General features: G+C 43.6%; 20 protein-coding genes and 1 pseudogene. 11 read left to right on the forward strand and 10 right to left on the reverse strand.

The genetic code is table 11. The features are described from left to right. Nucleotides 1–218: 218 nt before the first annotated feature. From N0824_RS07695 to N0824_RS07705, 3 genes are all read left to right on the forward strand, one after another. Nucleotides 219–2,300 carry a PP2C family serine/threonine-protein phosphatase gene (locus tag N0824_RS07695; RefSeq protein ID WP_108936340.1) on the forward strand — a complete coding sequence of 694 codons (2,082 nt, stop codon included), beginning with the start codon at nucleotides 219–221 and terminating at the stop codon, nucleotides 2,298–2,300. Nucleotides 2,301–2,443: 143 nt separating this feature from the next. Beyond that, nucleotides 2,444–3,493, forward strand: coding sequence for a hypothetical protein (locus N0824_RS07700; RefSeq protein ID WP_002765465.1), 1,050 nt, complete (start codon nucleotides 2,444–2,446; stop codon nucleotides 3,491–3,493). Between the two features lie 214 nt (nucleotides 3,494–3,707). Continuing rightward, nucleotides 3,708–5,306, forward strand: coding sequence for a SpoIID/LytB domain-containing protein (locus tag N0824_RS07705; RefSeq protein ID WP_108936341.1), 1,599 nt, complete (start codon nucleotides 3,708–3,710; stop codon nucleotides 5,304–5,306). Nucleotides 5,307–5,438: 132 nt separating this feature from the next. On the opposite strand, the gene N0824_RS07710 is transcribed toward N0824_RS07705, so the two are convergent. The 4 genes from N0824_RS07710 to N0824_RS07725 form a co-directional block, all read right to left on the reverse strand. Further along, nucleotides 5,439–6,128, reverse strand: a complete 690-nt coding sequence (locus N0824_RS07710) for a TrkA family potassium uptake protein (protein WP_002732601.1) — start codon at nucleotides 6,126–6,128, stop codon at nucleotides 5,439–5,441. A gap of 70 nt (nucleotides 6,129–6,198) precedes the next feature. Next, nucleotides 6,199–7,533, reverse strand: a complete 1,335-nt coding sequence (locus tag N0824_RS07715; protein WP_108936342.1) for a TrkH family potassium uptake protein — start codon at nucleotides 7,531–7,533, stop codon at nucleotides 6,199–6,201. A 9-nt stretch (nucleotides 7,534–7,542) separates the two neighbouring features. Continuing rightward, entirely contained in the window at nucleotides 7,543–8,691 is a 1,149-nt protein-coding gene (locus N0824_RS07720) for a glycosyltransferase family 4 protein (RefSeq protein ID WP_108936343.1), read from the reverse strand. Between the two features lie 169 nt (nucleotides 8,692–8,860). After that, complete coding sequence (locus tag N0824_RS07725; RefSeq protein ID WP_071846465.1) at nucleotides 8,861–9,016, reverse strand: DUF2256 domain-containing protein; 156 nt, start codon at nucleotides 9,014–9,016, stop codon at nucleotides 8,861–8,863. A 36-nt stretch (nucleotides 9,017–9,052) separates the two neighbouring features. On the opposite strand from N0824_RS07725, the gene N0824_RS07730 reads away from it, so the two are divergent. Both N0824_RS07730 and N0824_RS07735 read left to right on the forward strand, forming a co-directional pair. Further along, the gene (locus N0824_RS07730; protein ID WP_108936344.1) at nucleotides 9,053–9,853 is read left to right on the forward strand and encodes an RNA methyltransferase; all 801 of its coding nucleotides are present in this window, start codon (nucleotides 9,053–9,055) and stop codon (nucleotides 9,851–9,853) included. A gap of 27 nt (nucleotides 9,854–9,880) precedes the next feature. Further along, entirely contained in the window at nucleotides 9,881–11,062 is a 1,182-nt protein-coding gene (locus N0824_RS07735; RefSeq protein ID WP_108936345.1) for a serine hydrolase, read from the forward strand. Nucleotides 11,063–11,065: 3 nt separating this feature from the next. On the opposite strand, the gene N0824_RS07740 is transcribed toward N0824_RS07735, so the two are convergent. Continuing rightward, nucleotides 11,066–11,332, reverse strand: coding sequence for a glutaredoxin family protein (locus N0824_RS07740; protein WP_002750529.1), 267 nt, complete (start codon nucleotides 11,330–11,332; stop codon nucleotides 11,066–11,068). 8 nt (nucleotides 11,333–11,340) lie between these two features. On the opposite strand from N0824_RS07740, the gene N0824_RS07745 reads away from it, so the two are divergent. From N0824_RS07745 to N0824_RS07770, 6 genes are all read left to right on the forward strand, one after another. Then, entirely contained in the window at nucleotides 11,341–11,580 is a 240-nt protein-coding gene (locus N0824_RS07745) for a hypothetical protein (protein ID WP_046662437.1), read from the forward strand. Between the two features lie 159 nt (nucleotides 11,581–11,739). After that, on the forward strand, nucleotides 11,740–12,423 hold the full coding sequence (locus N0824_RS07750; RefSeq protein ID WP_108936346.1) for a Uma2 family endonuclease: 684 nt from the start codon (nucleotides 11,740–11,742) through the stop codon (nucleotides 12,421–12,423). 171 nt (nucleotides 12,424–12,594) lie between these two features. Then, nucleotides 12,595–14,313, forward strand: coding sequence for an AarF/ABC1/UbiB kinase family protein (locus tag N0824_RS07755; RefSeq protein ID WP_108936347.1), 1,719 nt, complete (start codon nucleotides 12,595–12,597; stop codon nucleotides 14,311–14,313). A gap of 36 nt (nucleotides 14,314–14,349) precedes the next feature. Beyond that, nucleotides 14,350–14,727 carry a hypothetical protein gene (locus N0824_RS07760; protein WP_002781573.1) on the forward strand — a complete coding sequence of 126 codons (378 nt, stop codon included), beginning with the start codon at nucleotides 14,350–14,352 and terminating at the stop codon, nucleotides 14,725–14,727. 127 nt (nucleotides 14,728–14,854) lie between these two features. Beyond that, on the forward strand, nucleotides 14,855–16,192 hold the full coding sequence (locus tag N0824_RS07765) for an anthranilate synthase component I (protein WP_108936348.1): 1,338 nt from the start codon (nucleotides 14,855–14,857) through the stop codon (nucleotides 16,190–16,192). Between the two features lie 106 nt (nucleotides 16,193–16,298). Next, nucleotides 16,299–17,264 carry a permease gene (locus N0824_RS07770; protein ID WP_108936349.1) on the forward strand — a complete coding sequence of 322 codons (966 nt, stop codon included), beginning with the start codon at nucleotides 16,299–16,301 and terminating at the stop codon, nucleotides 17,262–17,264. Nucleotides 17,265–17,382: 118 nt separating this feature from the next. On the opposite strand, the gene N0824_RS07775 is transcribed toward N0824_RS07770, so the two are convergent. The 5 genes and pseudogenes from N0824_RS07775 to N0824_RS07795 all read right to left on the reverse strand — a co-directional run bounded on the left by N0824_RS07775 (nucleotide 17,383) and on the right by N0824_RS07795 (nucleotide 18,779). Further along, entirely contained in the window at nucleotides 17,383–17,514 is a 132-nt protein-coding gene (locus N0824_RS07775; protein WP_233256382.1) for a tetratricopeptide repeat protein, read from the reverse strand. 42 nt (nucleotides 17,515–17,556) lie between these two features. Continuing rightward, on the reverse strand, nucleotides 17,557–17,970 hold the full coding sequence (locus N0824_RS07780) for a type II toxin-antitoxin system VapC family toxin (RefSeq protein WP_108936350.1): 414 nt from the start codon (nucleotides 17,968–17,970) through the stop codon (nucleotides 17,557–17,559). Then, on the reverse strand, nucleotides 17,967–18,188 hold the full coding sequence (locus tag N0824_RS07785) for a hypothetical protein (RefSeq protein ID WP_108936351.1): 222 nt from the start codon (nucleotides 18,186–18,188) through the stop codon (nucleotides 17,967–17,969). Before N0824_RS07785 ends, N0824_RS07780 begins: the two co-directional genes overlap by 4 nt. Before the next feature lie 131 nt (nucleotides 18,189–18,319). After that, a pseudogene (locus tag N0824_RS07790) lies at nucleotides 18,320–18,573 on the reverse strand (type II toxin-antitoxin system RelE/ParE family toxin). Then, entirely contained in the window at nucleotides 18,570–18,779 is a 210-nt protein-coding gene (locus tag N0824_RS07795; protein ID WP_002760925.1) for a hypothetical protein, read from the reverse strand. Before N0824_RS07795 ends, N0824_RS07790 begins: the two are co-directional and overlap by 4 nt. Nucleotides 18,780–18,840: the final 61 nt, after the last annotated feature.

Here is an 18,840-nt window from a genome sequence, read left to right on the forward strand (position 1 = left end):
CTACACCCCACACCCCACACCCTACACCCCACACCCCACACCCTACACCCCACACCCCACACCCAGGAAAAACTTTTTGCCGCAAACCCTAATTATTGTCGATCGAGCCAGAAAGGTTAAAATTTGGGAAATACTGCAATACACTGGCAGTCAACGTGGGTAGAAACACGCTATTTTATTAACCTATACTAATCGCTCTTTAGGAGTAAGCAGTTTTCATGGACTCCGTGATCACCCTCCAATGTCAAAACCTAACCTGTCTATCCCCGAACGCTCTCACTAATAGATTCTGTGAAAAATGCGGCACTCCTTTAGTTAAGCGCTATTTATGGATGATGGGTGATTGGGTGAGAACCTATTATCGTGTTGGCCAGCTAATTGATAATCGTTATTTGGTCAAACAACCACAAATTGTTCTTGATACTAAACCCGCTCAAGCACCCCAAGCGCCGGACGAACCGCCTAGCTGGGTTTCCCTCTACCTAAAATTGTTACCCTTCCGTCTGCACATTCCCCAAGTCTATGGCTATATTCCCAGTCCCGATGAACGCTTAAATATGGACATCTGGCTGTTGGAATACGGCACTATTCCCCTCGATGAAACGGGAGAATTAATATATCCAGAACTATTGCCCACTCTAGCCGAGGTTTGGTCGCAAGCTTCCGATTTAAGACAAATTCACTGGTTATGGCAAATGGCCAAACTCTGGCATCCCCTTCAGAGAAAGGCTGTAGTCTCTAGTCTGCTCAACCCTTCTCTGACGAGAGTGAATAATCAGCTGCTGCAATTGCTAGAATTAAGCAAAGACGAGGCCACCGCCCCCAATTTAAAAGATTTAGGAGCTTTGTGGACCGGTCTGATCCCGACGGCAGCCACTAATATTCAAGATTTTCTCGCATCCCTGACCCAAGAGCTAGAATCCGGTGATCTCGATCGCCCAGAGTCCCTGATCACTGTCCTCGATTATGCACTACAGCACTACGGTGGAGGTCAAGAGCGCAGCTATGAGATTTTTACCTGCACCGATACCGGTCCGCTGCGGGAACACAACGAGGATGCCTGTTATCCCCCAGCTAATCAGGCCCTAACCCTGTCTAATGGTCAAAATCCCCTGGCGATTGTCTGTGATGGCATCGGCGGTCAAGAAGGGGGCGAAATCGCTGCTCAATTGGCGATCGAAACCCTGCCTAGGGAAATTAATCGCAGTCCCACCACTGATATGGAAGTCTATCCCGATAGTCACAGTCTTGCCATCGAACAGGCGATTCGTGTCATCAATGATCTGATCAGTCAACGCAATGATCAGGAGTTGAGACAAGATCGTCGGCGTATGGGTACTACTCTAGTCATGGCCTTTGGCCTGGCCCAAGAAATGTACGCGGCCCATGTGGGGGATTCCCGCATCTATTGGATTACTACCCACAGTTGTCATCAAGTGACGGTAGATGATGATCTCGCTGACCGGGAAGTGAAATTAGGCTATCTCCTCTATCGTGATGCCATACAGTATCCCAACGCGGGGGCTTTGGTGCAAGCTTTGGGGATGAGTAGCGCCAAAAATCTCCATCCCACGGTTCAGAGATTGATTGTTGATCAAGATTGTGTTTTTCTCCTCTGTTCCGATGGTTTAAGTGATTATGATCGGGTAGAACAATACTGGGACATTGAAATTCTGCCTCTTTTGCAAGGAGAGAAAACCGTGACGGCCGTGGGGGAAAGTTTATTACAACTAGCTAACCAGAAAAACGGTCACGATAACTCCACCATCGCCCTAGTTTATTGTCGGGTAGTTGCTGCGGCTGAAACTGTCAGGCCTTTAGTTTATGCTCAGGCCAAAGAACGAATTATTCCCGATCTTGATGACCAAGATTTTGATCACAGCGGGGACACCTACCCCGGGGAAGAAGTGGTGACGGCAATACCCACTCCCCCCCCCGCATCTTCTTCGGTTCCTAGTCCTACTTCTCCCCCCCCACCCGCACCCACTACCGTTTCACCCCTAGTTGTGGTAGCGATCGCTGTCGGTGTTCTCGGTTTGCTTGCTGCGATCGCTTGGCAATTCCTGAGTCGTGATCCCGCTTCCAATCCATCGATTTCTCCCGCACCTGTCACCAGTCCCACTCCAGTGAAGACACCCCCCGCACCTGTCACCGCTCCTAGTCCAGTGAAGACACCTTCCGCACCTGTCACCGCTCCTAGTCCAGTGAAGACACCTTCCGCACCTGTCACCGCTCCTAGTCCCACGACCGGGACGACACCTTCCGCACCTGTCACCAGTCCTAGTCCCCCCAATCCCTAATTCATAATTCCCACTTCTTCCCACTCTCCTATACCTTTTCAACAGGATTTAGTATTAACTGTGGCTGATGATTGATCGGCTTGTCGGGGGTTGCCAGAGCGAGTTAAGATAAAATGCCTGATTAACTGCCGAGTCTATCATATATGGTTGATGCTGCCACGTTCCCCTCCGACACCTCCGCGATCATTGATGCCTTTGAAACGCCTCTAGAGTTTAACTTTCAACTGCCGGATCCCGAAGATGAAACCATCCAAGATCATGATTTTCAGCAGCAACTGGATTCTTTTTGGAAAGTCTGCGATCGCTTTGATTTGCAAACGGAAATCTGGCGGGGGCGAATTTTACGAGCTATTCGCGACCGGGAGAAGCAAGGCGGTGATAGTCGCGGTACAGGCTTTTTAAACTGGTTAAAACAGCGAGAAATCACTAAAAGTCAAGCTTATGCTCTGATTCAATTGGCTAATAGTGCCGATACTCTCCTGGCAGAAGGACAACTGGATCCCGATAGTATCAATAATTTTAGTAAACGCGCCTTCGTAGAAACGGCCAAATCTGCCCCCGAAATTCAAAAATTAGTCAGTGATGCGGCCCGACAAGGGGAGAGAATTACCCGTCGGGAGGTGAAGCAATTGGCCGATGAATGGACGGCGATGAGTTCAGATTTACTACCCGATGAGGTGAAGGAAAAGGCCAGCGATGGTAGTTTACCGGCGCGTCATCTCGCTCCCCTAGTGAAAGAATTAGAAAAGTTACCCGATACTCATATCGACACTCTCCGTCAAGAAATCGCCGCTAATCCCGATGTGGACACGGTAAAACTAATCACCTCGGAAGCACGCAGTTTAGCTAAATATCTCGATGCGGCGGCCCAAGTACAAACTCTCCGACGGGGTAATTTAGATATCGAAATGGCTCTAGAAGAAGCTTTGCGCGTCGATTGTCTAAATACGGCGGCGGATCTGGTTAAACAAGCCACACAATTAGAGCAGGCCGTGGCTAAACTTTATACTACTTGGAAACGTTTGGGTAGTTTGTCCGATCGCCTCTATGTGGATACGGGAGCAAGTAATCCCCATCTGCGCTCGATGTTAACCTGTTTGGAAAGTTTAACCAGTGAAGTGATCGAAGTAGAACTGGATGAAGGTGGACAAAAAATGGTACGTTTACGCATTATCAGCGATGGGGGAAGTTAGATGGGAATTATGAATTATGAATTATGAATTATGAATTGGCAAGTGGGGAGACTTTTCAGTGAGCAGTAATCAGTTATCAGTGGGAAGTGGGGAACAAAAAGCGTTCGACAAAAGCTCACGCCGAAGTCTGATGGCTAAAAAGCTGATAGCTTGCTGCTATAATTTCTGAATATCCTCAAATTTTATGAAAACTTATTAACAGATACTTGACTTTATGCTAAAAATCAAGGAAAAAAAACCAATAATTAGCATCGGTTCCATAACTGCGGCGATGTTGCTCAGTTTAACCCTAATTCCTGCCGCTATGGCCAAGGATGTGCTTCTGAGAGTGGGCATTGTCCAACGTTTTGGCGATGAAGCCAAGGAAAAATTAACCCTGAGCAGTACAAGTGGTGATAATCTCACCCTGCGCGTGGTGGGAGAAGATGGCCAATCCCAAACTCTGCAAACCAATCGCCTACAATTAGAAGTTATTCCCCGTCCCCTCGCTTCTCCCATCCTCCAAGAAAAAGTCATTTTGAGCGACCACGCCACTTTTGAAACCGCCGAAAATAGCGCCAAAAATTGGGCAAAAATGGGCATTAAAGTAGAAATTACCCAACCCGGACGCTGGCAGGTTTGGGCAAAGCGAGAAGTTTATGAAAATCCCCTAGTGCGACGTTGGTTGCTGACCAGTTTGCAAACCAAAGGCCACAATCAACCCTATATTAATAGTGTTTTACTCAAAGAAAAGCCGCAAGTTTCTTTCCAGATCAACGGGGTGCGCTATTTTCCCAAAGAATTAGAAATCGAGAGCCAAAAAAACCTGATTCAAGTTACTCATAGCCCCAATCAGGTGCGTTTGTACGGGGGAACCATGGGCCTACAGCCCAACGCCTACGGCACTTTTACTCTAGTTAATAACGTTCCCCTCGAAACCTACCTGCGCGGGGTTGTACCCCACGAAATCGGTCATGATGCCCCGGAAAGTGCCACCCGGGCGCAAACTATTATCGCCCGCACCTACGCCCTCCGCAATCTGCGCCGTTTTCAAGCCGATAATTACGAACTCTGTGCCGATACCCATTGTCAAGTTTATTATGGATTGACGGGAACTAATCCCCGGGCTGATCAAGCGATCACGGCCACGCGAGGCCTAGTTTTAACCTACCAAAATGAGTTAGTGGATGCCCTTTATTCCTCCACCACCGGCGGGGTAACTGCCCTCTTTAGTGATGTGTGGGATGGGGAAGAAAGACCTTATCTCCGGGCAGTGGTGGACTCCCCTAATCGAGTTTGGGATCTGTCGAAACAATCTCTCGCTAATGAGACAACTTTTCGCCAGTTTATTAATCTTAAAGATGGTTTTAATGAGACGGGACGACGGGTTTTTCGCTGGCAAAAACAAGCTTCTTTAGCTGATTTGAGTCAAGACCTAGAAACCTATTTAACACGCAGAAAACATCCCCTTGCCGACTTCCAGAAAATCCAATGGATGGAAGTGACTAAACGCTCTCCTTCCGGTCGGATTCTGACTATGACTATTCAAACCGATAAGGGGATTTTGGAACTGCATAAAAATGAGGTGCGTAGTGCCTTAGGACCGCCTCGCAGTACCCTATTCTACATCGATCCTATCTACGATACCAATCGACAGATCCAGGGTTATAACTTTATTGGTGGCGGTTTCGGCCACGGGGTAGGATTAAGTCAATTTGGTTCCTATAATTTAGCCCGTTTGGGTTGGTCTCCTGAACAAATTCTCGCTTTCTATTATCCCGGCACCACCATCCAACCTCTCAATAATTCGATTATCTTTTGGCGAGGAAATTAATCAGTTATCAGTTATCAGTTATCAGTTTCTGAAGGCAAGAGGCAATAGGCAAAAGGCAAGAGAAAGGCTCTGACAATTCTCCTACCTAAAAAGATGATTAGAAACTAAGTAGAGCAAATATTTGACTAAATTTTACATCGGTAAACGCTGAATATCTCGGTTAGAACCAATTACCACCATGGCTAAATCCTTGTGTAATCTTTCTTGGGGATTGGGGTTAATCTTGAATTTTTCCGCATTACCGACAGCGACAATATTTAACCCATAACGATTACGAATTTCTAACTCTGCTAGGGTTTTACCGTGAAAAGCCTCCGGGACTTTTAACTCGACAATACTATGTTCGGGATCGAGATCAAATCGTTCTAAAATTGATGGTCTGGTTAAACGGTGCGCTAACTCACAACCAGCATCGTATTCGGGAAAAACTACTAAATCTGCGCCAACTTTTTTGAGTAATTTTCCATGGATTTCTGTGGAGGCTTTAGCGGCGACAAAATTAACCCCCGCTTCCTTACAATTGAGAGTAGTAATGATACTTTCTTCCACGTATTTACCAATAGCGACAATCACCGTATCGGTTTCAAAAATTCCCGCTTCTCGCAGGGCGTTAGGTTTGGTAGAATCAAGCTCGATCGCATTATCTACTATTCGATCGGATAACGCTTGTGCCACTAATCCTTCGTCAATATCTGTCCCTACCACTTGATAACCTTGTTTGCGTAAGGTTTCACAAACGGCACGCCCAAATCTGCCTAATCCGATGACGGCAAATTGACGATTTTGGGGACGCATACTACTAAAAAATTTAATTGATTGCATAAGAAGTTAAACTGTTAGGCATTTAAAATGCTAGTGTCAATAAGTGCCGGTAACTGATAACTGATATTAATTATCCCACTAAAAGGTTTTCTTCGGGGTAATTAATAACTGTTGGTTTCGGATCGCCGATAATAGCCGCTATTAAAAGTATAACTCCCACCCGTCCCAGATACATCATAAAAACAATAATTAACTTAGAAATCGGCGATAAAGCGGCGGTTATCCCCATGGATAGTCCGACAGTTCCAAAGGCAGAAACTACCTCAAAAAACAGCTGAATCATTTGAAAATCTGTCTCCACAAATGAGATAGCTAGGGTGGAGATAATAATCGCTATAACCGAACCAAAAACCACCGCCATTGACTTTAAAATTAACGGCATGGGAATGCGTCTTTGATAGAGATTAACTTCTTCATGTCCCCGTAAAACCGAGCGGGTACAGTTATATAAAATCCTAAAAGTTGTGGTTTTAATACCTCCCCCTGTACCGCTAGGACTGGCACCAATAAACATCAAAGCCATGGTAATTGATAAACCTTCTACGGAAATTTTACCAATATCAATAGTATTAAATCCTGCTGTTCTCGATGTTACCGATTGGAACCAAGCGGCCAGCAATTTATCTTTAATTGATAAATTAGCCAAAGTGTCAGTATTTCCCTGTTCAGTAAGTAAAAAAGCTAAGGTTCCTATCACTAATAAAAATATAGTTGTGCTGATAGCAACTTTATAGTTAAGGGAAAAAACAAAGCCTTTTCGTTTATATTGAAAGCGGTGAATAAACCAAGTGTAAAACTCGATAATTACCTGATAACCGATACCTCCAAAAATGATCAATCCTGTGATAGATAAGTTAATAATAATTGAAGACTGATAGGACATTAAGTTATCTTTAAACAAGCCAAAACCCGCATTATTCCAAGCACTAATACTATGGAATAAAGATAACCACACTGCATATCTAAAATCATACTTTTGGGCGAAGACAGTTAACATAATAAAAGTTGCTGTTAACTCAAAAACTAGAGTAGTAGCAATCACTGATTTCATTAAACTTTGACTACCTTGTAGGAAAGGTCGATCGAAGGATTCTTGAATCGCTAACTTCTGTCTCAGGTCAAATTTTCGCCCAATTAATAACATTAAAAAAGTGGTAGTGGTCATATATCCCAACCCCCCCACTTGCACTAATAAAGCAATAAATAATTGACCCCAAAAAGAAAAATAAGTACCCGTATCTACCACTGCTAAACCCGTGACACAGACGGCAGAAGTGGAGGTAAAGAGGGCAACAATTGGGTCATTCCAAGTGCCGCTGGTGGTAGAAACAGGCAACATCAACAGGGAAGTTCCCGCTAAAATTACCGCCATAAATCCCAAGCAAATTGTCCGGGCAATCGTCATATAAATTCCTTAGTGAAAGTAGCTAAGAGAAGATTGTTTTTGGGCTAACACTTCTTGATAAACTAACTGTAAGCGATCAATATTTTTGCTAAGAGTATAAGATTCTAAAACTCTTTGTCGGGCTTTTTGTCCTAAAATTGTTGTTAATTCGGGATGATCTCGTAATACAGGCAAGAGAGTTTTTAATTGAGTAATTAGTCCTTTAGTATCTAGAACTATTCCCGCACCTTTTAACACTTCCCCATCGGCACCCACATCCGTGGCCAGACAAGCAACACCGCAGGCCATCGCTTCCAAGAGGGAAATCGATAAACCCTCCACTAAGGAGGGTAAAATAAAGCCGTCAACCCCGCGCAAAATTTCAATTCGTTTATTTTCATCGCCGATAAAACCTAACCAGATAATACCATCTTCTTCCCCATAAAAAGGTTTAAGGGAAGGAGTTAACGGACCATCGCCAACAATGAGCAGTTTGCATCTATCCCCTAAATTGGTTTTTTTCCAAGCTTTCAATAAAGATTCTACATTTTTCTCCGGCATGATCCGACCGAGATAAACAAATAAACAATCCGCATTGTATTGAGCTTTAATATTCGATAGTCCTGGAGAATACTTATTAATATCAACCCCATTGGGAATAATTGCTAATTTTTCTTCCGGAACTCCCAATTTAACCAAAAAATCCCGTTGAGAGGTGGAAAAAATAATTACTTTATCGTAATTAGCTAAAAAAGGGGCGTGTAGTTGGTAGGTTAATAATTGGGTACTGGAGATGATATTGCGAATTTTACTATCAAAAGCCGGGTGAAAAGTCGCCACCAGAGGCAAATCTAAAGACTCACAAATTTCTGGTAGTAGAAAATCGAGGGGAGACAGGGGTAAGGACGCATGAACTAAATCTGGTTTCAGTTCCCTGAGTTTATCCTGTAGAACCCGACTCGATTTCAGGGTGGGAATAGTATAGACTTGGGAACTATAGAGACGTGGCAGGGTGATTTCGTCGTAAAAGTCAGGCCAATCGCTGACAGTGGGTTTTTCGGAGGAAAAATGCAGAAAACTGACTTGATAATCTCGATCGAGCAGGGAATTAGTCACTTCTCGCCCATAGGTAACGTTACCGCAAAAAGGAGATTTTTTTCCTAACCAGGCAATGTGCATTCAGATTCTCTTAAGAAAAAGTTAATTTAGCCAAGTATCAGCTTACTAAATTAGCCGTAAAATTAAAAGCTAATAGAGTACCTAAGCAAAATTAATTATCCATCTAAGTCCCCAGCTAAAAATTGCCCTTTGCAAGAGTGCCTATTTGATAGTTAAAATTCTCGGCTTTTTACTGATTGGCCGAGGACTTGCGACGACGACAACGTTCTGAACAGTATTTGACCTCATGCCAACAGTTTTGCCACTTTTTGCGCCAAGTAAAGGATAAACCGCAAACGGGACAAATTTTACTGGGAAGATCGGACTTCGAGATCTGACGTGCCATGATTAAAATTAAAAAGTCAAAAACTGCGCCTTATCTATGAGTGTAGATGAAAATAATCCGAGTTCCCCACTCGATCGCCTGAGAATTATTTTGGTTGAACCAGCCGGAGCCTTAAATGTGGGTTCCACTGCCAGAATTATGCGGAATATGGGCTTAAGTCGCTTAATTATCGTCAATCCCGCCTGTGATATCCTGGGAGAAGAAGCGCGACGCATGGCAGTACACGGAATTGAAGTCCTAGAAAACTGTTCACAGTTAGCCACCCTTGGGGAAGCTTTGCAGGGTTGTCATCGCATCATTGCCACCACCTCGAAACCCCGTCACCTGAATACTCCCCTCGAAACACCCCGGACCGCCTTACCCTGGTTACTCACCCCTAACCTGGAATCGGCCCTAATTTTCGGGCCAGAAGACCGGGGTTTAAGTAACAGCGAACTGAACCACGCCCAGCGTTTTGTCGGTATTCCCGCTAATCCTCAATATTCCTCCCTTAATCTCGCCCAAGCGGTGGCGGTTTGCTCCTACGAACTGTATCAAATGGCGACGGAAAATAGGCTCGAACCCCCGGTAGAAACGCTCCCTAATGCCACTTTTGAGGCTCTAGAAGGCTATTATCAGCACTTGGAGAGCTTTTTGCTCAAAATTGGCTATCTTTACCCCCACACCGCCGCCGCTAGGATGGAGAAATTCCGGCAATTTTATCATCGGGCCCGGCCCACGGTGGAGGAATTAGCCCTGCTGCGGGGCATTATCGGTCATATTGAAAGTATCGGGCAACTTTTTCTCGGTCTTGATAGTCTCAAGGGCAAGAAAAAAAATTCTCCTAGCGATCGATAATAAATCTGGATACCCTTGAGGAAAACCGTGACTCGTCAAGTAACTCGTCGTCCCACTAAAGTCCAATCCGGCCCTGGGTCCCCTAAGGCCATGGACTCAAACAATAAAAAAAGGCCTGTACCAGTTAAAAAGTCGCAAAAACAACGTAAACCTAACCTAATCGCTTCTTTTCTCCTTCAGGTTCTTCGCTTCTCTATCCTTGGTGTCGGTTTAGGTGCGATCGCTGGTACGGTTTTAACGGTGGTGGATCCGAGCAAATTACCCCTACACCCAAAACCCACCGCTACTAATTCCCCGACTCCCCAACCCGTCACCCCAAAACCGACCACGTTAGTTTTAAACGAAAATCTCAGCAGCCTCAACCAGAAATTACAGGCTTTAGCGGTCAAATATCCGAAATTACAGGCGGGAGCTTTATTTATTGACCTCGATAACGGTGCTTACGCTAATTTTCGCGGAGATACTATTTTTGCCGCCGCTAGTACGATTAAAATCCCCATTCTGGTGGCCTTTTTTGAGGATGTGGATGCAGGGAAAATTCGTCTCGATGAACCCCTTGTGGCCAGTAAGGATGTCATGGCCAGTGGATCCGGGGATATGCAGTATCTAGGAGTGAATAAAACCTATACTGCCCTAGAAACCGCCACTAAAATGAACGTAATTAGCGATAATACCGCTACTAATATGTTAATCAAGCGCATGGGCGGCAAAAAGGCTCTTAATCAGCGTTTTCAAGCTTGGGGTTTGACCAGTACGGTAATTAATAACCCTTTACCAGACTTGGAAGGAACCAATACCACAAGTCCGAGAGATTTGGTGACAATCTTAGGAAAAGTTAATCAAGGGGAATTGCTCAGTTTACGTTCTCGCGATCGTCTATTGAATATTATGCAGGAAACGCGCACTCGCACCCTGCTGCCGCAAGGTATCGAGAAAGCCGCCGATATTGCCCATAAAACCGGTGATATTGGCTCTATGTTAGGGGATGCGGGGATTATTGATATGCCCAACGGCAAACGCTATCTAGGGGCAGTGATGGTCAAACGTCCCCACAATGATAGTAACGCTAGGACTCTGATTCAACAAATATCGCGCACGGCCTACCAACACTTTAAATGGTATCAAACTCAACCCGCAGCCAAACCGCAACCGGTCGCCCAGTCTTCTCCCTCTCCGAGTCCGGTCATTATTCCTACTCCGGGTAATTAGCCCCTAGGTTAAATTATTGGCTAAAAGACGGGCTAATTGTTCGGCATTTGCCCGGGGGGAAAGACGAGGAAGGATTTTTTCCCCCGTGGCTAGTTTTTGACAGAGGACGGGGATTTCGTACTGATAAGCGTTAAACCAATCCTCTCGACTGGTAATGTCCCTAATTTCTAACTGCCACTCCGGTTGACGGATTTTTTCTAGTTTTTCTAGCAACCCTTCGCAAAGATGACAGTCCGGTTTACTGTATAAAATTAGTTCTATGGTAGTCATAAATATTTATGTTCATTACCTCCACGATTAGTCTCTCATCAACAATTCTACAAACTCCCACACCCCCACCGACTTTAAATAATAATTTAGTTAATTCAGGTACTCAAGATCTAGTCTATATCGGTGTGTTTCTTCTGGCAATTACCCTAGTCATGGTTATTGGTATTATCAATCAAAAAATTGAATACGCTCTCATTTTTGCCGCCACTCTCACTATTATTTTAATTGCTTTCCTCTGGTTTTTATAAGTCCTTCAACCAAGAGGATTGAGGTCATGATATTCTGACTTCCCCAACCGACTCCTAACACCCTATATACAAGCAAAACGATCGGACTTATAATATAATTGTATTGATTGTGGCTTGTTGCTAGAATCACCCCAAATTGACTCAATGGGTTTATAAACGATGACAACCCTAGATATTGCTACTGATATTGTCTGTCCTCCCACCGATTTATGGAGTGATGAACCACCCGTGGAAAGTGATCTGCATTTACAACAAATTATTTTATTATTATCTTGTCTTGATTGGCTCTGGCAAGATAGAAACGATTACTATGCCTCGGGCAATTTGACTATTTATTATAACGAAAGACAACTGAAACAGCGAGATTTTTGTGGACCAGATTTTTTCGTAGTTTTAGATACAGAGAAACGTGCCAGGAAAAGTTGGGTCGTCTGGGGAGAAGGGGGTAAATATCCCAATCTAATCATCGAAATTCTCTCCGATTCCACCGCTAATGTGGACAGAAAAGCCAAAAAGGAACTATATCAGCATACTTTCCGGACTCCTGAGTATTTTTTGTTTGATCCCAATACTTTAGAATGGCAAGGATTCACTTTAATCGAGGGACAATACCAACCGATTACCCCTAATGAAAACGGTTATTTATGGAGTAAGCAACTAGGATTATATTTAGGAATTTTTGCTAATAAATTGCGCTATTTCACCGAATCGGGTGAATTGGTTCCCACCCCTCAAGAGTCGGCCCGACAGGAAAGATTAGCCAAAGAAAGAGAACAACAACGAGCGGAAAAATTAGCCCAAAAGCTGCGAGAATTGGGCATTAATCCCGATGAAATTGCTTAAATATCCGCTTGGGGGTGTTAGGGTTGCCCAACTCACCCCTGCAGTCTAGTTATAAATACTTATGATTTCTCAGGGAATTATAACAATTATTAAATAATGTGTAGTTTTGTATACTGATGTCAGGAACTTAGATAGAATGTCAAGTGGCGTAAGATATATAGAGATTAGCTTGTGAGTCGGAATCAAGACAGTCAAACTGACCGGAAACGAGAAGAAACACAGTTCACTCCTTACAGTGCAGAAGCGATCGCTCAGCAATACCGTTACAAATCTTGGCAATTGTTCGGCCGCGCTTTCGTGATTATTTGGTCTTTAGGATTATTTCTGCTCAGTCTCCTCTGGGACAAATGGACAAAGCAAGAAGAAGCCAATAAATACAGGCGTGCCAGCGAACTTAGGCAAATTCTCACCCGTTTAGGTCCCACCTTCATCAAAGTCGGTCAAGCTCTCTCTACCCGTCCCGACCTCGTTCGCAAAGACTTTTTAGACGAATTAGTTAAACTACAAGACCAACTTCCCCCCTTCGATAACGACATTGCCTTTGCCATTATCGAGACAGAATTGGGAATGTCCGTAGAAAAAGCCTATCGAGAAATATCCCCCACCCCTGTGGCTGCCGCTAGTTTAGGCCAGGTTTACAAAGCGATACTCCCCACCGGTGAAGAAGTAGCCGTTAAAGTGCAACGGCCCGGGCTGCGGCCGCTTTTAAGCCTCGATTTATACCTAATGCGCTGGGCTGCCCAAAAATTCGGTCGTTTATTACCCCTCAATCTCGGCCACGACCTCACCCTGATTGTCGATGAATTCGGAACCAAACTCTTTGAGGAAATCGACTATCAAAACGAAGGTCGCAACGCTGAAAAATTCGCCACCAACTTCCAAAATAACCCCGAAGTTAAAGTTCCCAGTATCTACTGGCGTTATAGTGGTCGCCGCGTCCTTACCCTGGAATGGATTGATGGCTATAAACTCACCGATACCGAGAACATCAAAGCTTTAGGATTAGACCCCAATAATATCGTTAAAATCGGCGTAACCTCTGGATTACAGCAACTCCTCGAACACGGCTTTTTCCATGCTGATCCCCATCCGGGTAATCTTTTCGCCACCTTTGATGGTCGCATGGCCTATATCGATTTTGGCATGATGGATCAGTTAGAGGAGGAAACTAAAGAAACCCTCGCCAGTTGCGTCGTCGATTTAATTAACAAAGACTACGAAAACCTAGCCAGCAACTTTGTCAAACTGGGATTTTTAACCCCAGAAACGGATATAAAACCAATTATTCCCGCCCTAGAACGAGTTTTAGGCAATGCCATCGGTCAAAGGGTCGGTGACTTCAATTTCCGCACCATTACTGATGATTTCTCCGAATTGATGTACGAGTATCCCTTCCGGATTCCCGCCAAATTCGCCCTGATTATTCGTTCCCTCGTCACCCAAGAAGGGGCAGCCCTCACCCTCGATCCTAACTTCAAAATCGTCCAAGTGGCCTATCCCTACGTCGCTAAACGTCTCCTGACCGGGGAATCGCCCCAACTGCGCCGGCGTTTACTGGATGTGCTGTTCAAAGACGGTAAATTCCAGTGGCAACGCTTAGAAAACATGATTACAATGGCTCGCTCGGAAAGTAACTTCGATTTACTGCCCACAGCGCAATTAGGCATCACTTTTCTTCTCTCGGAAGAAGGTCGTTATCTGCGTCGTCAATTGCTATTAGCTTTAACGGAAGATGACCGTATCCATACCGCCGAAGTGCAACGTCTCTGGGGTTTAATTCAAGGAGAATTGCAACCGCGACGACTCTTGGATGTGGCCATGAGCGCTTTTCGGGAATTATCGGCCCAAGGTGTGGCCGCTGTCCTTCCGGGAGAAACCAGTTCGCGTTAAAGTGTTTAAGGTCAACATCGGTTAATCACTTTTTCTATGGATTATTATTTTCTTCCCCAACCGCCCTATTTTCTGGTTGTTGCCGGTTTGTTTATCGGTATTACCTGCGGGGCCGCTTTTGAAGCTAGTCTCAAGCAAGTGGTTAACAATTGGTATAAAAACAAGGGTTCAGACGATCAAAATCTTTTAAAATCCAGTGCCTTACAAATTCCTTTTATCGGTATTTGTATCGGAATCTGTCTTTTCCTTGCCTCTGGATTAGATATATTTATTCTCAATGGTTGGGTTGCCTACGCTATCTCTCTCCCCATGACTATCTTTATCGGTGGTTTGGTTTGGAGTCAGTTAGGGGAATTATTAGGCCAATTACAGCGCGGCGGTTCTAAAGAAATTGACCTCGATTATCGGGGATAATTGGGAGGCAGCAAACATTTAGGACTAAGATCATAGGTGTTAGCAGATAGGAAAGAGCAACTTCCCCACAACTAACACCAAAACCCTAGTTATACCCAATTTACCAGCTATTTTGGCCCGCAATTAGATGCAAAAACCTTTAGCATGGCATTGGCGATCGCTTCCTCTGCATCAGCGCACTGGTTCCGAGGTTTTTGCCTGCTTATTCTCCCAAGATGCGATCGCTACTTTACTAGAAAGTCCCTATCCAGGTAATTCCCTCTCCCGTTACTCTCTTTGTGCTGGTTCCCCGCGTCAGCTTTGGACCCCCGCACTAGGGGAGATTTTGCCCTTTTTAAGCAGTTTACTCCCCCAAACTCGATCGGATGTGCTTCCCGATCATCTTCCCTTCCATGGCGGTTGGTTGGGGTGGTTAGGCTACGATTTAGCTTGGGAAATAGAAAAATTACCCGACAGGAAAGCTGATACTCTCCCTTTTCCCGTCGCTTATTGGTATGAACCGGATAGTTTTGCCCTTCTCGATCACCAAGCACAAATTCTCTGGTTAGCTGCCACTAAACCCGAAGATTTGGATAAATACGAACAATCTTTAACCACTAACCCCGATTTTGAGTTGATCGATCCTCATCCCTCTCCCTTAATCTTTTATACTTCTCAACTCGACTACGAAAAAGCTGTTAAAAAAGCGTTAGATTATATCAGAAAAGGTGATATTTTTCAAGCAAATTTATCCCTAAGATTTCAAAGCACAACTAGGGCAAAAGGATGGCAAATTTATCGCAGTTTACAACAGATTAACCCTTCTCCTTTTGCCAGTTATTGGCGCACTCCTTGGGGAGAAATGATTAGTTGTTCTCCCGAAAGATTGGTGAAATTAGAAAGGGGAATAGCCAGCACTAGACCGATCGCTGGAACTCGTCCCCGGGGTAAAACCGAGGCACTCGATCGACAATTGGCCGAGGAACTATTAACGAATAAAAAAGAACGGGCCGAGCATATTATGCTAGTGGATCTAGAACGTAATGATCTGGGTAGAGTTTGTGAATGGGGATCGGTTGATGTGGATGAATTACTGACGATCGAGCGTTATAGTCATGTTATGCACTTGGTCAGTAATGTTCAAGGAAAATTAGATAAAAAGTATCATGCTATTGATTTAATTAAAGCTCTTTTCCCCGGGGGAACAATTACCGGTTGTCCGAAAGTTCGCTGTCTAGAAATTATCGAAGAATTGGAACCGGTGCGACGCAATTTATTCTATGGTTCCTGTGGCTATATTGACCTACGGGGTCATTTAGATTTGAATATTCTCATCCGTACCCTATTAATGACTAATCAAGGGAATTTAAACACCGTTTGGGGACAGGTGGGAGCGGGAATAGTTGCCGATAGTGATCCCGAAAAAGAATGGTTAGAATCCCTTCATAAAGCTGAGGCACAATTAATCGCTTTACGTTCTTTTTAATTTTTGATTTCAACAAACTAACCTATTGTTGCATCTAAAACCGCTCTTTTTACTTTTTACTTAATCTGCTATTTTGTAGGATAGCTTCCGATCTTGAACCCTATTCATGAATCAAATTTCTATCGCTGTTACTTTTTTTCTTAGTTTAGTCTTGACCTCGCTTCCCTTTTTACTTTTGGGGACAGCCGTTTCCAGTTTTTTGCTGGTTTTCGTCAATAAACAGCGATTAGCGGCGATATTTCCCCGTAATCGACTGTTAGGAGCGATCGTTGGCAGTGCCATCGGATTAATCCTACCCGTCGGACAATACGGCACGATTCCCGTCGCTAGAAGATTCTTGTTAGAGGGAGTACCCCCAGGGGTGGTGTTTAGCTTTCTCACCGCTGCACCTACCCTAAATATCGTGACTCTTTGGCTAACTTGGCAGACTTTCAGCTATTCTAGTATTTTCTTCTATCGATCGCTTTCGGTCTGGTTAATGGCAATTTTTATCGGAACTCTCTTTAGTTTCTATCGGGAAAAACCCCGCACCGATAGCGAAATTCCCCTAGAATCGAGTTTAGTTCTTTCCGGTAGTTTTTTATCAGAGGAAGCAGCCAGTCAACCCCTACAAAGAGTCGGCAGTCTTGTTTATGAGTATAAAACTAGAGATAGGCAAGCTTGGCCGATTTCTGTGCAGTTATTTCTCGATAACTTTATCGATGAAGCACTGGAATTAGGGGGATTATTAATTATAGGCTGTGCAATCGCTAGTGTCTTTCAGCTATTATTACCTCAGAGTCAATTAATTGCCTGGGGGGATACTCCCGTTACTCAAATTCTCGTCCAGTTTTTCTTTGGTTTCACCCTCGCTGTTAATGCCAGTCTTAGCACTTTTGTCCCCGGTTCTTTAATTACTAATCTGTCCGTGGGTTCCACTCTAGCTTTTTTACTGGTCGCTTCCCTCATTGATATTAAAGCTTTTATCCTCCTCTTATCAGCTTTCCGTCCTAAAATCGTCCTTTATTTCGGAATTTTATGCCTGTTAATGACTTTTTTAGTGGCTCTGATCCTCAGTTTTTATCTAGGTTGAATTCCTTCCGGGTCAGAAAAATTTTCTCTTGACAAAAGCCCCTTGACATGATATTATATTCATAATGGAAAATCCGTGCGCCTACAAGCCCTATTTTCCCAAGCATTTAAACTCTAACTCATCCTGATTCTGCTTGCCGGAGTTGTGACAACATAGTTTTATAGTTCTCCATAATTGTTTGGTTATCGGGATGATTGTCTCCTAATACTTGGGTAGCAATCTTAATCGCTTCTCGATAGAGAGGTTCCACTTCTGTGTACCTTGTACCTGCCTTGGCAATCGTACAATGGTGCTAGGTTGTTGAGAGATACCAATTTTCATAACTAAGATTGGGAATATTTTGAAAATGCTTAATGTTAGCTGTAATCAGAGTATAATTGCAATAAATAGCAGTCGCAGCAATAAACAAATCAATCGGGGTAATTAGTTGTCCTTTTATTCTAAGATTAACGTATATTTGAGTAGCTATATCACTAATTTCACGATCATAAGCAATTACTTCACTGACTTCTGCAAGACGTTCAAATTGTTGTTGTTGATTTCGTGCATCTTTATACAATAAGCCACTTTTAATCTCGTAATAGGTAAAGATTGAAAACGATATATAGGTATATTGTTGTCGATAGATGCGGAATTGTTCAATTACTGCGGGATTACCTCGTAAAAAATAAGAGAGGATATTGGTATCAAGTAATGCTTGTTTCATAAGTCATTTATCTGTCTTAAATCGAGTTGACGATTAGCTTCTGCTTCTTCGACAATCTCTTGCATAGTATTTTCTATATCTGCTGCCATACCAGCAAATTCCATAAAGTCAACGTCTGGATGTTTTGTTTTTATAAATTGGACAAAATGCAGGATTTCTGGTAGCAAAGAAATGGGAGTTGTTTCAATTTCTTTAATAAGTTCTTCTTTGAGTGTCATAGCTTGATCAGTTATCAGTGATTAATTCAATTATAGTCCATCAAATGATTATACCATAAGGGCGTTGGGTTTCATGCTTCAACCCAACCTACGTTCATCTTATATTGAATTACCCCCACCTACTGAGAGGTTCAATAAGCATCTTTTCGATGAATACTACTCAATATGATAATCAGCATTTCTTGTCTTGAATTTTGTAAATGATGCGATAATCTCCTATTCTAATTCGGTAGGTTTCATCATATCCTTTGAGTTTCTTGACTCCGCTAGGACGAGGTGTATCGGTAAGTAGTCTAATGGCAGTAATTAAGCGTTCGCGTTGTTGTTTGGGTAAGTTGTTTAGTTGTTTTTGAACTGGTTTCGGAATAATAACTCTGTAGTTCACGCTTGAGTTGCCTCATATTCTTCGAGGGTTAGATAGTCTCCTGCTTGATAAGCTGATTCAGAAGCGATTATGTTAGCTTGCTCTTCTTCTGTAATTTCTATTGCAGTATGTCGTTCTTTGATAAAGAGCAAAAAGTCAAGTAATTCAGTCAAAAGGGTGTCAGGTGTCTGCTCGATTTCTTTAATTAGTTGTTCTTTGAGTGTCATAGCTTTATCAGTCATCAGTCATCAGTTATCAGTTATCAGTTATCAGTTATCAGTTATCAGT

It is taken from the genome of Microcystis sp. 0824, assembly GCF_003112475.1.
Classification (GTDB): Bacteria; Cyanobacteriota; Cyanobacteriia; order Cyanobacteriales; family Microcystaceae; genus Microcystis; species Microcystis aeruginosa_C.